12 protein-coding genes and 1 riboswitch are annotated in these 14,329 nt (G+C 65.1%); of the genes, 6 read left to right on the top strand and 6 right to left on the bottom strand.

What is annotated here, in order from left to right:
* Positions 1-58 precede the first annotated feature (58 nt).
* From mtgA to ACCQ15_RS15210, 3 genes are read left to right on the top strand one after another with little or no spacing between them, the layout of a single operon-like run.
* Positions 59-805: a monofunctional biosynthetic peptidoglycan transglycosylase gene (mtgA, locus tag ACCQ15_RS15220; protein ID WP_372380738.1), complete on the top strand. Its 747-nt coding sequence runs from the start codon at positions 59-61 to the stop codon at positions 803-805.
* On the top strand, positions 802-1,848 hold the full coding sequence (locus ACCQ15_RS15215; protein ID WP_372380737.1) for a glycosyltransferase family 2 protein: 1,047 nt from the start codon (positions 802-804) through the stop codon (positions 1,846-1,848). The genes mtgA and ACCQ15_RS15215 overlap by 4 nt, the downstream gene beginning before the upstream one ends.
* A complete protein-coding gene (locus tag ACCQ15_RS15210; protein WP_011348202.1) occupies positions 1,808-2,236 on the top strand; it encodes a CBS domain-containing protein in 429 nt (142 codons plus the stop codon). Before ACCQ15_RS15215 ends, ACCQ15_RS15210 begins: the two co-directional genes overlap by 41 nt.
* A gap of 12 nt (positions 2,237-2,248) precedes the next feature.
* Here ACCQ15_RS15210 and ACCQ15_RS15205 read toward each other — a convergent pair whose 3' ends face one another.
* From ACCQ15_RS15205 to ACCQ15_RS15190, 4 genes are all read right to left on the bottom strand, one after another.
* Positions 2,249-4,204, bottom strand: coding sequence for an AsmA family protein (locus tag ACCQ15_RS15205; protein WP_127167356.1), 1,956 nt, complete (start codon positions 4,202-4,204; stop codon positions 2,249-2,251).
* A gap of 58 nt (positions 4,205-4,262) precedes the next feature.
* Complete coding sequence (trhA, locus tag ACCQ15_RS15200) at positions 4,263-4,907, bottom strand: PAQR family membrane homeostasis protein TrhA (protein ID WP_008572085.1); 645 nt, start codon at positions 4,905-4,907, stop codon at positions 4,263-4,265.
* A gap of 75 nt (positions 4,908-4,982) precedes the next feature.
* Positions 4,983-6,587 carry a peptide chain release factor 3 gene (locus ACCQ15_RS15195; RefSeq protein WP_008572087.1) on the bottom strand — a complete coding sequence of 535 codons (1,605 nt, stop codon included), beginning with the start codon at positions 6,585-6,587 and terminating at the stop codon, positions 4,983-4,985.
* A 137-nt stretch (positions 6,588-6,724) separates the two neighbouring features.
* The gene (locus tag ACCQ15_RS15190; protein WP_209261285.1) at positions 6,725-7,630 is read right to left on the bottom strand and encodes a M23 family metallopeptidase; all 906 of its coding nucleotides are present in this window, start codon (positions 7,628-7,630) and stop codon (positions 6,725-6,727) included.
* A 127-nt stretch (positions 7,631-7,757) separates the two neighbouring features.
* A riboswitch (SAM riboswitch) is annotated at positions 7,758-7,878 on the top strand.
* A gap of 69 nt (positions 7,879-7,947) precedes the next feature.
* Between ACCQ15_RS15190 and metX the strand changes: the two genes are divergently transcribed.
* The 3 genes from metX to ACCQ15_RS15175 are packed head-to-tail and all read left to right on the top strand — an operon-like array spanning position 7,948 to position 11,278.
* Entirely contained in the window at positions 7,948-8,979 is a 1,032-nt protein-coding gene (gene metX / locus ACCQ15_RS15185) for a homoserine O-succinyltransferase MetX (protein ID WP_011348198.1), read from the top strand.
* Complete coding sequence (locus tag ACCQ15_RS15180; protein ID WP_372380736.1) at positions 8,976-10,193, top strand: O-succinylhomoserine (thiol)-lyase; 1,218 nt, start codon at positions 8,976-8,978, stop codon at positions 10,191-10,193. The genes metX and ACCQ15_RS15180 overlap by 4 nt, the downstream gene beginning before the upstream one ends.
* Positions 10,190-11,278, top strand: a complete 1,089-nt coding sequence (locus tag ACCQ15_RS15175; RefSeq protein WP_031423670.1) for a homoserine dehydrogenase family protein — start codon at positions 10,190-10,192, stop codon at positions 11,276-11,278. The genes ACCQ15_RS15180 and ACCQ15_RS15175 overlap by 4 nt, the downstream gene beginning before the upstream one ends.
* A 321-nt stretch (positions 11,279-11,599) precedes the next feature.
* Here the strand turns inward: ACCQ15_RS15175 and ACCQ15_RS15170 are convergent, their stop codons facing one another.
* Both ACCQ15_RS15170 and ACCQ15_RS15165 read right to left on the bottom strand, forming a co-directional pair.
* Entirely contained in the window at positions 11,600-12,607 is a 1,008-nt protein-coding gene (locus tag ACCQ15_RS15170) for an alpha/beta fold hydrolase (protein WP_057680685.1), read from the bottom strand.
* Between the two features lie 335 nt (positions 12,608-12,942).
* Positions 12,943-14,325 carry an L-serine ammonia-lyase gene (locus tag ACCQ15_RS15165; protein WP_071118561.1) on the bottom strand — a complete coding sequence of 461 codons (1,383 nt, stop codon included), beginning with the start codon at positions 14,323-14,325 and terminating at the stop codon, positions 12,943-12,945.
* Positions 14,326-14,329 lie beyond the last annotated feature (4 nt).

Raw genomic sequence — 14,329 nt, 5'->3', positions numbered from 1 at the left:
AGGGACGCGGGTTGCCGGATAATGCGGCAGGCATCGGGATTGAAGGTCGTAACGAACAATGGGGATGGATGCATGGGATGGCAAGCAGGCGGCGCCACCGCGGCGCGCGCGGCGCTGGTTGCGCTGGCTGATGACGGCACCGCTGCTGTTCGCAGCGGCGAGCGTGCTGCAGGTGCTGATCTTGCGGGTGGTCGATCCGCCGATCAGCAGCATGATGGTGGGGCGTTACCTGGAAGCCTGGGGCGAGGGCGACTGGCGTTTTTCGCTGCATCAGCAGTGGCGTGATTACGACAAGATCGCCGCAAGCCTGCCGATTTTGGTGGTGGCTGCGGAGGATCAGCAGTTTCCGATGCACCACGGTTTTGATTTGCAGGCGATCGAGAAGGCGCGCGATCACAATGCCCGCGGTGGACGCGTGCGCGGCGCCAGCACCATCAGTCAGCAGGTCGCCAAGAATGTGTTCCTGTGGCAGGGCCGCAGCTGGGTGCGCAAGGGTCTGGAAGCCTGGTACACGGTGTTGATCGAGCTGTTCTGGCCGAAGCAACGCATCCTGGAGATGTATCTCAACGTGGCCGAGTTCGGCGACGGGGTGTATGGCGCGCAGGCGGCTGCACAGCAGTTCTGGAGCAAGGATGCGGCAGGCTTGTCGCCAAGCGAATCGGCACGCCTGGCAGCGGTGTTGCCATCGCCACGGCGCTATGACGCGCGTCGTCCGGGTGCATTCGTGCAGCGGCGTGCGACGTGGATCCAGCGGCAGGCGCGCCAGTTGGGCGGCCCTGCCTATCTGCAGGGGCCATCACGGTGAGCACGATCGAGACTGCGCAACTGCCGCCGGCACCCGAACGCCTGACGGTGCTCATCGCGGCCTTCAATGAAGAAACCAGCATTCCGCTGCTGCATCCGCGCCTGTGCGCGGTGTTGGCGCAGCTGCCCGGACTTCAGACGCACGTGCTGTATGTCGACGACGGCAGCACCGATGGCACCTGGGAGGTGTTGCATGCGCTGACCGAAGCGGATGCGCAGGTGAGTGCGGTGCGGTTGTCGCGCAATTTCGGCAAGGAAGTGGCAATTTCTGCCGGACTGGACCACGTGCTCCCGGGTGCGGTGGTGTTGCTCGATGCCGATGGCCAGGATCCGCCGGAGCTGATCCCGGAATTCGTTGCGCTATGGCGTGGCGGCTACGACAACATCTTCGGTACGCGGGTCATTCGCGAGGGCGAGAATTGGCTCAAGCGTAGCGCTGCGCACGCGTTTTATCGGGTGATCCGGCGCTTGTCGCGTACCCCGATTCCTGCCGATACCGGCGATTTCCGCTTGCTGTCGCCGCGTGTCGTGCAAGCCTTGCAGCAGCTGCGCGAGCGCCACCGTTTCATGAAGGGGCTCTTCGGCTGGGTCGGGTTTCGCCAGGTAGCGCTGCCGTATCGGCGTGAGCCGCGTCTGTCTGGGCACAGCAAGTTCACGGTATGGCGGCTGTGGAATTTCGCGCTCGATGGCATTACCAGTTTTTCCACGGTGCCGCTGCGCGCGGCAACATATCTGGGCCTGCTGACCGCGGTGCTGGCGTTCCTGTTCGGCGTGTGGGTCGTCATCAAGGCTGCGCTGATGGGCGACCCAGTGGCCGGGTGGCCGACGCTGATGTCGGTGATCCTGTTTCTGGGGGGCGTTCAGCTGATTGCCCTGGGCCTGATTGGCGAATACCTGGGCCGCCTGTACGACGAGGCCAAGCAGCGCCCGCTGTATCTGGTCGATACCCACCGCGGCGCGGTGGGAGTAGTCTGCGATCACCAGACCAAGCGCGGAGCGGGCCATGCAGACCGTACGACAGCTGTTGGGGACCAAGCAGGTTGAGGTATTTGCGGTTGCCGCCGATGCCGCGGTGATCGAGGCGATTCGCCTGATGGCCGAGAAGGCCATCGGCGCGGTCCTGGTGATGGAAGGGACGCGCTTGGTCGGTATCGTTTCCGAGCGCGATTACGCACGCAAGGTGGTACTGCGCGATCGCGCGTCTTCCACGACCAGCGTCGCCGAGATCATGAGCGCCGAGGTGGTGACAGTGTCGCCGTCGGACACGGTGGAGCGCTGCATGCAACTCATGACCGACGGACGCTTTCGCCATCTGCCGGTGGTCGAAAACGGCCGCGTGCAAGGCGTGATTTCGATCGGCGACCTGGTCAAGGCGGTGATCGAAGCGCAGCGGCAGGATATCGACCAGCTGCAGCGTTACATCGCCAGCTGACGCGGCGTTGCCTTACTGCGCGTACTTGCCGCCGCAATCGCTGTCCTTGCCAGGGCCTGGTTCGAAGGTCGCAAGCAGGGCCGCCGGCGGTGCGATGCTGCCGAGCGCGACCGCGATCGCGCCGCGCACGCCTAGCGCCTTGAAGTCGGGGCGGAAGCTTGGGTCCTTGAAGGTGCCGCCGATCCGCAGCGGCGAGCGCAGGCTGAGGATGCTGCGATCTTTCGGGCGCGGACGCAGCAGCAGATCGAGCGTTTCGTTCTTGAGGCTGATGTTGCCTTCGCCGACGATGATGGTGTCGGTGCTATCGAAGGCCAGTGCCCGCGACTGCATCAGCCCGTCCTGCACGCCGAAGTCGCCGAAGATGCAGCGCACGGGGATCTGCCGGTCCTTGGTGAGCAGGTATTTCAGCGATTCTGCGATGTCCAGGCCAGCCAGCTCCATGATCAGGTTGCCGACATGGCCGCGGCCCATGCCGACGCCGATGCTGCCATCGGCGCTGCCGAGCATCGCGGCGATGGAGTTGCCGCGGCCACGCAGATCCAGCTCGCCGCCGATCGCACCCGAGGCCTGCTTGGCGAGCGCGGCATCGGGAAACAGCTGATCCAGACGAATGCCGCGAATGCTGGCCTTCAGTTGGGTGGTGATGACTGCATTGCGCGCATCCATGCCGATGGTGGAGCGGATGTCGCCGCCGGCAACGCCGAAGTTCAATGGGTCCAACCGCAGCAAGCCGTCTTTCAAAGTCAGCGCGGCATCCATGTCGTCCAGTGGCCAGGACGGCGCGTTGATGCGCTGCGCACGCCAACGGACCTGGGCATCCATCGCACGTAACTTGGACAAGTCGTAAGGCGTTGCCGGTAGAACGCGAGGGCTGGCGGCAAGCTGCGCGGCCTGCCTTTTCTGCTCGGCGTTTGCCGATTCGTTGGTTCCGGTCTTTGGGGGCGCGCCGACGAACCCGGCCAGATCGTCGAAATCCAGCCGCTTGGACGCCAGGTCTGCGCGCAAGAACGGGCGCTTGTTGCGCAGGTCGATCTCTGCAGTGCCGGAAAGATCGCTGTCACCGGCAGTGCCGGTGAACTTTTCATAGCGCCAGACATCGCCGTCGCGGCGCAGGCGGCCGTCCAGCTTGTAAGGCGGCGTGGAGGGCATCGCGACGCCGATCAGCGGGTACAGGTCTTCCATATCCTGCCCGCTGAGCGCCATCTGCAGGTCGAACACCCGGAACTGAAACGGATTGGTCAAGGTGCCGCGCACGTGCGTCCGCGTGGCGCCGGCGCTGCCGCGCAGATCGATGCGGAAGGGGTGTTCGGTCTGGCTCAATTCCAGTGGCGAGGCGGTATTGCCCTTGAGCGAGAACGGGTAGCCTTTCCAGCGACCCTTGCCATCGATGCCGATCGGCGCAGCGCGCTGGTCGCTGCTGGGCGGCGCCAGGCTGTTGATCGCCACATCCACGTCCGAGCGGCTGGCATCGTCGATATATTGCAGCCGCCCGTTGTTCACCAACAGGCGGCCCAGGCGCGGCATGCTGCCGTCGCCATCGCTCTGGTCGAAGACCCAGTTACCCGGATGGCTGTCGTTGCCGGCTTCCAGCAACAGGGTGGGGTGCTCCAGCCGGATCTCCGGCAGCCGCAGACTGCCGCGCAGCAATGGCCAGAATTCGACATCGATCTCGGCCGCGTTCATTTCTGCCATCGCGCCGCGCTTGGACCAAGGCGCATTGCCCAAGCTCAATCGCTCGCCGCGCACCGTGGTGATACGGCCCAGATCGACATCCAGATGGCCCAGATGAAATTCGCGCCCGGTCTTCGCGCTGACCGCGCGTTCGACCGGCCCGCGTAACCAGTTCCAGTCGAACAGCAGGACGAAGATCGTTATGAGGACAGCAACGATGCCGAGCCCGATCCACCAGCGGCGACGGCGCGAGACGCGGGCGGGCGATCGAGCGGGAGAGGAGGGCACGTTGTTCACGTGCACAATGGTTGGCGATGGCTCGTGCACGGCGCGCGAACGCGCTGTCGGTCACAGATCACATCACCTGCGCGGTCACCGCAACGAAGTGGCAAGCGCTACCGGCGAGCACGAACAGATGCCAGATGGCATGGAAGTAACGCTGGGTGTCGCGCTGATAGAAATACGTGCCCAAGGTGTAGAAGAGCCCGCCAGCCAGCAGCCAGCACAGCGACCAGGTGTCGACAGAGCGCAGCAGCGGCTCGATGGCCACGATGATCAGCCAGCCCATCGCCAGATACAGCACCGTCGAGAGCAATCGAAAGCGACCGGTAAAAAACAGTTTGAAGATCACCCCGGCGGCGGCGATCGTCCAGATGGCGGCGAATAATCCCCAGCCCCAGGGGCCGCGCAGATTGATCAACGTAAACGGTGTGTAGGTGCCGGCGATCAGCAGATAGATCGCGCAATGATCGAGCACCTGCAGGCGCGCCTTGGCGCCCGGATGCGGAATGGCATGGAACAGCGTGGAGGCGACGTAGAGCAATACCAGCGTGGCACTGAACACGATGGCAGTGGCCAGTTGCCAGCCATCGCCATAGATGGCGGCCAGCGTGATCAGCACCGAACCACCAGCCAGTGCGGCAACCGCACCCAGGCCGTGCGTGACGGCACTGGCGATTTCGTCGCGCAGGTCGGTCGAGGGGGAGGCGTCTGCGTTCATGCCAAAAAGGTACCGCAATTGCGAGCAATTCGCATCGCCAGCGGTACCGCACGCTTGCCGCAGGTCATGTGCAGGTCAATCGATCGCCTTGACATGCGCATGTTCGCGGGTGGCCGAAAAGCGCACATCCGGCGCGCGTTCCTGTGCCAGCTGCAGATTCACGCGAGTCGGTGCCAGGTACACCAGCTGGCCGGCCGCGTCGATGCCCAGGTTGCCGGCATTTTTTTCGCGAAATTCTTCCAGCTTCTTGGGATTGTCGCAGTGCACCCAGCGTGCAGTGGTGACGCTCACCGGCTCGAAGATCGCATCCACGCCGTATTCGTCCTTGAGCCGGTACGCGACCACGTCGAACTGCAATACACCGACCGCCCCCAGGATCAGGTCGTTGCTCATCAACGGGCGGAAGAATTGCGTGGCGCCCTCTTCGGACAGCTGCGCCAGGCCCTTCTGCAATTGCTTGAGCTTGAGCGGATCGCGCAGGCGCGCGCGGCGGAACAGTTCCGGCGCGAAGTTGGGAATGCCGGTGAACGACAGCGATTCGCCTTCGGTAAAGGTATCGCCGATGGAAATGGTGCCGTGGTTATGGATGCCGATGACATCGCCCGGCCACGCTTCTGCGGCGATCTCGCGATCGGACGCCATGAAGGTCAGTGCATTGGCCAATTTGACGTCCTTGCCGCTGCGCACATGCAGCGTCTTCATGCCGGCAGTGAACTTGCCAGAGCACACGCGCATGAAGGCCACGCGGTCGCGATGCTGCGGATCCATGTTGGCCTGAATCTTGAACACGAAGCCGCTCAATTTGGCTTCGGTCGGCTCCACGCGGCGGCCGGTGGTCTCGCGCGCCTGCGGCGGCGGTGCGTGTTCGACGAAGAAATCCAGCAACGGTTGCACACCGAAATTGTTGACGCCCGAACCGAAGAACACCGGGGTCTGCTGGCCGGCGCGGTACGCGTCAAGATCGAACGGATTGCTGGCACCTTGCACCAGTTCCAGCTCCTCGCGCAGCTCGGCCAGCATCTGCTCGCCGATCTTTTCGACCAGGCCGGGCGCCTCCAGCGAGGGGAAGATGGTGGAATCCTGACGGGTGAAATTGCGCCCCTGTTCGTACAGATGCACTTCGCCGGAGATCAGGTGCACCACGCCCTTGAGGCGCTGGCCCATGCCGATCGGCCAGGTGACCGGCGCGCACTGGATGCCGAGCACGGTTTCCACTTCATCCAGCAGATCGATCGGGTTCTTGCCCTCGCGATCGAGCTTGTTGATGAAGGTCATGATGGGCGTGTCGCGCAGCCGGCAGACTTCCATCAGTTTGATGGTGCGTTCTTCCACGCCCTTGGCCACGTCGATGACCATCAGCGCCGAGTCCACCGCGGTGAGCACGCGGTAGGTATCCTCGCCGAAGTCGGCGTGGCCGGGCGTGTCGAGCAGGTTGACGATCTTGCCCTCGTACGGGAACTGCATCACCGAGGAGGTCACCGAGATGCCGCGCTCTTTTTCCAGCGCCATCCAGTCCGAGGTGGCATGGCGTGCGGCCTTGCGGCCCTTCACCGAGCCGGCCATCTGGATCGCGCCGCCGAACAGCAACAGCTTTTCGGTCAGCGTGGTCTTGCCGGCATCTGGATGGGAAATGATGGCGAAGGTGCGCCGGCGCGCGGCTTCGTTGGAGACTTCGGACATGGGCGGGGGCGCGCCCGGTCGGACGCCTGCGGAAACTGAGGAAGCCGACGATTATAGCGGCTTCGCTGCGGCACGCTTTTGCGGCAGGGGTTGGGCTCGGCGATTTGGGCGGCGGACGTCGGTCCAGCCTGCGGCGGTCAGGGCGCCGGCGAGGGAAACCGCAGCTCGCCCTGCGGGCCGAGCATGCGGAACGGCAACGAGAGCAACTGCATGTCGGCATTGCGCTGGATTGCAAAATGCAGATGCGGCGCGGTGCTGAAGCCGGTATTGCCTGAGGCGCCAAGCCGTTCGCCGGTGCGCACCGCCTGGCCAGGTCGCACCGCCACGCCGTCGGGCGCCAAGTGGGCGTACAGGGCCATGCTGCCGTCGGCATGCAGGACGCGCACCAGGTTGCCGCCGCCAGCGGCGGGGTCGCTTGGGGTGCTGTCGAGGACATCGCGCTGCACTTCCATGACCACGCCCTCGCGCGCTGCCAGCACCGGCGTGCCCTGCGGCATTGCGAAGTCCACCGCATACCAGTTGGGCGGATCGGCGTGGCTGAACTGCCCTCCAAAGCCCTGCGCCACCTGTACCGGCACGTTGTGGAATGGCAATTGATAGCGCACCGGCTGCGGGGCGGCCCTCGGATCGCCCGGCACCACCTCGAGCGTGAGGCCGAAACCGCCCAGGGTGCGCTGATTGCTGGCTGGATACAGCCGGGTCACGAGGCGGCGCTCGTGTGCGGCCAACTCGAGCGTCAGCGGTAATTGCGGCACGGCGCGGTAATCCTCGCTGGGCGGTGCGCTCAGGCGTAGTTGCGCAGGCCCGGCCAGTGGATTGGTGACCCAGGCCAGATACACCGGTGCCTGCCATTCCAGTTGCAGCGAGGCGCCAGTGCCTGTGGCTGCCGTCGCGGGTGGTGTGTCAGGTGCCTGGGGCGAGTGGTTTGCAGCGCCGGGCCAATGCCAAGGCTGTTGTGCGGGTGCCGCAGGTGCCCAGGCCGGCAGCAGGACGCATGCCGCGATCAGGGCGGGCAGGGCAGTACGAGACACGTGGTAGGGCACGCCATCGACTCGAGCAAGGGGGCGCAAGTATGCGGCCCAACATCGACCGGAGTGGTATCGGATGAAAATATATCTTTCCATCCGCATGAAGAGATTGACATCGCAAAATTCCGGTGGCATCTTAGCCTCACCATCGAGACCGGCGGAGGGACAGGCCCTTTGATGCCGGGGCAGCCAGCGGAGCGCGCAAGCGTCCGCGTTTGGTGCCAAATCCTGCGGGGACCTCCGCGTCCGCCGAAAGATGGTTCGAATCGTGCCTTGCGCACGTCGAACGCGAGCTCCGCGAAGCTCGATGGCCGATCCACCTGGATACCGCCATGAGCCTCGTGAACACAGCATCGCCGTCTACCAACGATTTCGTTGACACCCCCGCCAGCAGCGACGACGGCATCACTGCCGTGCGCGGCGAACGCGTCATCGCCCTGCCGATGCGCCATGCCGGCATGCGCGAGCTGCGGCTGCGCTATGAACTGATCGGCGCGGCCAATGCGCCGGTGGTGTTCGTGGCCGGCGGCATTTCCGCGCACCGCCATCTGGCCGCCAGCGACCTGTTCCCCGAAAAGGGCTGGGTGGATGGGCTGGTCGGCGATGGCCGCGCACTGGATCCTGCCGCGCGTCGCCTGCTGGCATTCGACTTTCTCGGTGCCGATGGCAACCTGGACGCGCCGATCGATACCGCCGATCAGGCCGATGCGATTGCCGCCTTGCTGGACGCGCTGGGCATCGGACGCTTGCATGGCTTTGTCGGCTATTCCTACGGTGCGCTGGTGGGATTGCAATTTGCAATTCGCCATGCGGCCCGTGTCGGCACCCTGGTCGCGGTGAGCGGCGCGCACCGCGCGCATCCGTATGCGGCGGCCTGGCGTGCCCTGCAGCGCCGCGCGGTGGCGCTGGGCCAGCTGCAGTGCGCGGAGCAGCATGGCCTGGCGCTGGCGCGTCAGTTCGCCATGCTCAGCTACCGCACGCCGGAAGAATTCAGCGAGCGCTTCGATGCGCCGCCGGAGGTCATCAACGGCCGCGTGCGTGTGGCCGCCGAGGACTATCTGGACGCCGCCGGTGCGCAGTACGTAGCGCGCACGCCGGTGAACGCGTATCTGCGCCTGTCCGAATCGATCGACCTGCATCGCATCGACCCCGCGCAAGTGCGCGTGCCCACCGTGGTGGTGGCGGTGGAGGGCGACCGCCTGGTACCGCTGGCCGACATGGTCAGCCTGGTCGAAGGCCTCGGCCCGCGCGGCAGCCTGCGCGTGTTGCGCTCGCCGTATGGGCACGACGCCTTCCTGAAAGAAATCGATCGCATCGACGCAATCCTCACTACCGCCCTTCGCAGCACCGGAGAAACCGCATGAGCTTTCGTGACCCCACCGACGCCCCCTGTACTGCTGCCACCGCCGCCGTGCGTGCCGGTATCGATCGCGACACCGCCTACGGGGCAGTGACCCCGCCGATCGTGCTGTCGTCGAATTTCTCGTTCGATGGTTTTGGCAACAAGCGCCAGTACGACTACACCCGCAGCGGCAATCCGACCCGCGACCTGTTAGGCGAAGCGCTGGCCGAACTGGAAGGCGGCGCGGGCGGCGTGATCACCTCCACCGGCATGGGCGCGATCAATCTGGTGCTCAACGCGGTGCTGCAACCCGGCGATACGCTGGTGGTGCCGCATGATGCGTACGGCGGCAGCTGGCGCCTGTTCAATGCGTTGGCCAAGAAAGGCCACTTCGCGCTGATCACCGCGGATCTGACCGATCCGCGTTCGCTGGCCGACGCATTGGCGCAGTCGCCCAAGCTGGTGCTGATCGAAACCCCGTCCAACCCGCTGCTGCGCATCACCGATCTGCGCTTTGTCATCGAAGCTGCAAGGAAGGTCGGCGCATTGACGGTGGTGGACAACACCTTCCTGTCGCCTGCGCTGCAGAAGCCGCTGGATTTCGGTGCCGATCTGGTCCTGCACTCCACCACCAAATACATCAACGGCCATAGCGATGTGGTGGGCGGTGCGGTGGTGGCACGCGATGCCCAACTGCATCAGCAACTGGTGTGGTGGGCCAATGCGTTGGGCCTGACCGGCTCGCCGTTCGATGCCTTCCTTACCTTGCGCGGTCTGCGCACGCTGGATGCCCGGCTGCGCGTGCATCAGGAAAACGCCGATGCGATCGCTGCGTTGCTGGACGGCCATGCGGCGGTGAATCGGGTGTATTTTCCGGGGCTGGCCTCGCATCCGGGCCATGCACTGGCCGCGCGTCAGCAGAAGGGCTTCGGGGCGATGATGAGTTTCGAGCTGGAAGGCGGCGAAGCGGCCGTGCGTGCGTTCGTCGATGGCTTGCGTTACTTCACCCTGGCCGAATCGTTGGGCGGCGTGGAAAGCCTGATCGCGCATCCTGCCTCGATGACGCACGCGGCAATGACCGCCGAAGCGCGTGCGGCAGCCGGTATTTTCGATGGCTTGCTGCGCTTGTCGATCGGGATCGAATCGGCCGACGATCTGCTGATCGATCTGCGCGCCGGCCTGGCCCGTGCCGAAGCGACCCTAACCACCGCCAGCCGCAAACAGGTCGACGCGTGAGCAATGTCCTGCCCGTTTCGCGCCGCGCTCCGGTCGCAGCAGTGACGCCCACACCGCGCCTGGCCTTGCTGGGGACCGGCACCGTGGGGCGCGCGTTCGTGACGCGCTACACCGCGCTGCAGCAGCGCCAACTGCGCTTGCCGCGCTTCGATTGGCTGGCCAATTCGCGTATTGCGCAGGATTGTGGCGTCAGCGCCGAGCAGGCCCTGCAGCACGCCAATGCGGCGCCGCGCGGGCAAACGCTCTTGCAGCCCTGGGCAGAAACCACCGCACTGCGTGCCGGCGATGTACTGGTGGATGCGACTGCCAGCGATGTCGTGGCCGATTGGCATGTCGAGTGGTTGCAGCGCGGTGTGCATGTGGTCACCGCCAACAAACTGGGCCAGGGCACCGCGTTGTCGCGTGCGCAGGCGCTGCATGCGGCCCGCCATGCCAGCGGCGCGTATTACGGCGACAGCGCCACTGTGGGCGCCGGGCTACCGGTGTTGAGCAGCGTGCGCGCCTTGGTTGCCGGCGGGGATCGCATTCATTCGATCGAAGGCGTGTTGTCCGGATCGTTGGCGTGGCTGTTTCATCGCTACGACGGCAGTGGCGCGTTTTCCGCCTGCGTGCGCGAAGCGATGGCGGCTGGTTATACCGAGCCGGATCCACGCATCGATCTCTCTGGCGAGGATGTGCGGCGCAAGCTGCTGATCCTGGCGCGTGCCGCGGGGTGGCAACTGGAAGCCGAGCAGGTGCATGTGGAATCGCTGGTGCCTGCCGTCATTGCCAAGGCGCCGCTTGCTGAACTGGATGCGCAGTTGGGCGCGCTGGATGCGGTGGTGGGCGCGCGTTGGCAACAGGCGCGTGCGGCAGGGCGTTGCCTGCGCTTTGTCGGCCGTGTGGACGCGCATGGTGCAAGCGTGGGATTGCGTGAGCTGGCGCTGGACCACCCCCTGGCCGGCGGTGCCGGGACCGACAACCGCGTGGCGATCAGCAGTGACCGCTATCGCGCGCAGCCGCTGCTGATCCAGGGCCCGGGCGCGGGCGCCGAGGTGACTGCAGCGGCGTTGCTGGATGACGTGCTGCGGATCGTGGCCGGCTGATGGCGCGACCGAGCTGACGCCGGTGCGTTGCCGTGCGCCTTGCGGCGCTGCGGCGCGCGCGATATCAACGCGGCGCGTGCCGACACCTTGGAGCCTCGAATGTGCGGGTTGCAGGCGACCGCTCGTTCGATCTGGGCGTGGTCGCAAGATGATCGGATGCCGGAGATGGGTGCGTGATGGATGAAAGTTGGCGCGTGCGTGTTTACAACTAACTGCCGTGCCGGCGCGATCTGCCCATCGGTGCTGGCTGCAGCCGGTTTCGACCGGCGGCGGTGAAGATGCGAGGGCGACCGACCGTTGCCCTCGCATAGACCCACAGCATTACGGCGCGATCGCCTTCAACAGCGCAGCATTGAAGCGGGCCGGGTCCTGCACCTGTGGCGAATGGCCCAGATCGGCGAACTCGATCAGTTTCGCATTCGGAATCGCGGCTGCCGCGCGCTTGCCCAGCTTGGTGTAATCGCCCACGCGTGCCTTGACCTCGGGCGGTGCGGTGTCCTTGCCGATGGCGGTGCGATCCTTGAGGCCGATGAACAGCGTGGTCGGCACCGCAAGTTTGGGCAGCTCGTAGACGACCGGCTGGTTGAACACCATGTCGTAGGTCAGCGCCTGATTCCACGCCACGGCCTGCTTGCCCTTGCCCAGCGACATACCGGCCTGCATGCGCGCCCAGCGTTCGAATGCCGGCTTCCATTGACCGGCGTAGTACACGTCCATCTGGTACTTCTTGATCCGTTCGAAGCTGGTCTTCAGCTCGTTGTCGTACCACGCATCCACGCTGCGCCAGGGGACGCCTTCGGCCTTCCAGTCTTCCAGCCCGATGGGGTCCACCAGCGCCAGATGCTCGGTGGCTTGCGGGTACATCAGCGCATAGCGAATGGCCAGCATGCCGCCCATCGAATGGCCGACCACCACCGCACGTTCGATGCCGAGCGTCTTCAATAACGCATGCGTATTGTCTGCCAGTTGCGCGAACGAAAACTGATAGGCGGCCGGCTTGCTGGACTTGCAGAAACCGATCTGGTCTGGCGCGATGACGCGGTAGCCGGCCTTGCTTAGCGCGGCGATGCTGTCTTCCCAGGTGGCGGCGCAGAAGTTCTTGCCATGCAACAGCACCGCAGTATGGCCATTGGGCGTGCCGGTTGGCGCAACATCCAGATAGGCCATTTCCAGCGGCTGCTGTTGCGAGGTGAATGCATAAGTCTTGACTGGATGTGGGTAGTCGAAGCCTTCCAGCCGCGGGCCATAACTGGCTTCCTGCGCCAGGAGCGGACTACTGGCCAGGGCGAGCATGAGGGTGCAAACACGCTTTCGCATCGTGATCTCCATCCAAATCCAGGCCCTGACGGTACAGCGGCGAATGTGGTGGGAACGTACAGCTGGGTGACGGTTGGCGGGCGCTGCAGGCGCGTTGCTGACGATGACTGGCGACCCGGCTCCGATGCGTGCGCCGATCTCTATTGCCCTCATCCACGCTTCGCGCACCTTCTCCCGCGTGCGGGAGCAGGGCAGCGCGTTTCCCGCGGCTGGTGCGTCCCCTCTCTGCATTTCACGCATCTTCTTCCTGCGTGCACGAGAACGGCAGTGCAAGGGCATGCATCCGTGGAGCGGATTCTTTCGTCGCTGCGCGCGCTGGGTTGAGCAGCACTCCGCCTACGATTGGCTCAGCATTCGATGACGTTCACCGCCAGCCCGCCGCGGCTGGTTTCCTTGTACTTATCCTGCATGTCGCGGCCGGTGTCGCGCATGGTCTTGATGACCTTGTCCAGCGAGACCTTGTGCTTGCCGTCGCCACGCATGGCCATGCGGCTGGCGTTGATGGCCTTCACCGCGCCCATGGCGTTGCGTTCGATGCACGGAATCTGTACCAGCCCGCCGATCGGGTCGCAGGTCAGGCCCAGGTTGTGTTCCATGCCGATTTCCGCGGCGTTTTCGATCTGCCCGGGGTTGCCGCCGAGTGCGGCAACCAGGCCGCCGGCGGCCATCGAGCAGGCCACGCCCACTTCGCCCTGGCAGCCGACTTCGGCACCGGAAATCGAGGCGTTTTCCTTGTAGAGAATGCCGATGGCCGCTGCGGTGAGCAGGAAATCGAAGATGCGTTGTTCGGATGCGCCTGCGCAGAAGCGGTCGAAATAATGCAGCACCGCCGGAATGATGCCGGCCGCGCCGTTGGTCGGCGCGGTGACCACGCGGCCGCCGGCGGCGTTTTCTTCGTTGACGGCCAGTGCGTACAGGTTGACCCAATCCAGCGTGGTCAACGGGTCGCGCATGGCCGCCTCCGGCTTGGAGGACAGTTCGCGGTACAGCGCTGGTGCGCGGCGGGAGACATTCAGGCCGCCCGGTAGCGTGCCTTCTTCGCGGATGCCGCGCTTCACGCAGGACTGCATCGCATTCCACAGTTCGCGCAGGCCCGCACGGATCTCCTCTTCGCTGCGCCAGCTCTTTTCGTTCTCGAACATCAGCGCGGCAATGCTCAGGCCGCTGCGCGCGCACTGCGCCAGCAGTTCGTCGCCGCTGAGGAACGGGTAGGGCAGCGGCGTTTCGTCGGCCACGATGCGGTCGTCTGCGGCGTCGTCCTGATTGACCACGAAGCCGCCGCCGACCGAATAGTAATCGCGTGTGGCGATGACGGCTTCATCGGCATCGTAGGCGGTAAAGCGCATGCCGTTGGTGTGGTACGGCAGCTTCTGCCGCTTGTTCATCGGCAGGTCGCGCTTTTCGTCGAAGACGATGGCGTGCTGGCCCATCAAGGTGATGCGCTTGCTGGTACGAATGCGCTCCAGCGTGGCGGGGATGATGTCCGGGTCGATCAGGTTGGGGCGGTGGCCCTCCAGCCCGAGCAGCACCGCCTTGTCGGTGCCATGGCCGCGGCCGGTCAGGGCGAGCGAGCCGAAGACTTCGGCGCGGATGCGCACCACGTCTTGCAGGCGCCCGGCATTGAGCAGCCAGCGATGCACGAAGCGCTCGGCGGCGCGCATCGGCCCCACGGTGTGGGAGGAACTTGGGCCGATACCGATCTTGAACAGGTCGAACGTGCTGACAGCCATGCGT

Source organism: Xanthomonas sp. NCPPB 1754 (assembly GCF_041475725.2).
Classification (GTDB): Bacteria; Pseudomonadota; Gammaproteobacteria; order Xanthomonadales; family Xanthomonadaceae; genus Xanthomonas; species Xanthomonas euvesicatoria.
This window is presented reverse-complemented; position numbering and strand designations above follow the sequence as displayed.

Coding starts and splice junctions, on each gene's coding strand:
- mtgA (WP_372380738.1), top strand. CDS start 59: ATGGGGATGGATGCATGGGATGGCAAGCAGGCGGCGCCACCGCGGCGC.
- ACCQ15_RS15210 (WP_011348202.1), top strand. CDS start 1,808: ATGCAGACCGTACGACAGCTGTTGGGGACCAAGCAGGTTGAGGTATTT.
- trhA (WP_008572085.1), bottom strand. CDS start 4,907: ATGAACGCAGACGCCTCCCCCTCGACCGACCTGCGCGACGAAATCGCC.
- ACCQ15_RS15195 (WP_008572087.1), bottom strand. CDS start 6,587: ATGTCCGAAGTCTCCAACGAAGCCGCGCGCCGGCGCACCTTCGCCATC.
- metX (WP_011348198.1), top strand. CDS start 7,948: ATGAGCCTCGTGAACACAGCATCGCCGTCTACCAACGATTTCGTTGAC.
- ACCQ15_RS15180 (WP_372380736.1), top strand. CDS start 8,976: ATGAGCTTTCGTGACCCCACCGACGCCCCCTGTACTGCTGCCACCGCC.
- ACCQ15_RS15170 (WP_057680685.1), bottom strand. CDS start 12,607: ATGGAGATCACGATGCGAAAGCGTGTTTGCACCCTCATGCTCGCCCTG.
- ACCQ15_RS15165 (WP_071118561.1), bottom strand. CDS start 14,325: ATGGCTGTCAGCACGTTCGACCTGTTCAAGATCGGTATCGGCCCAAGT.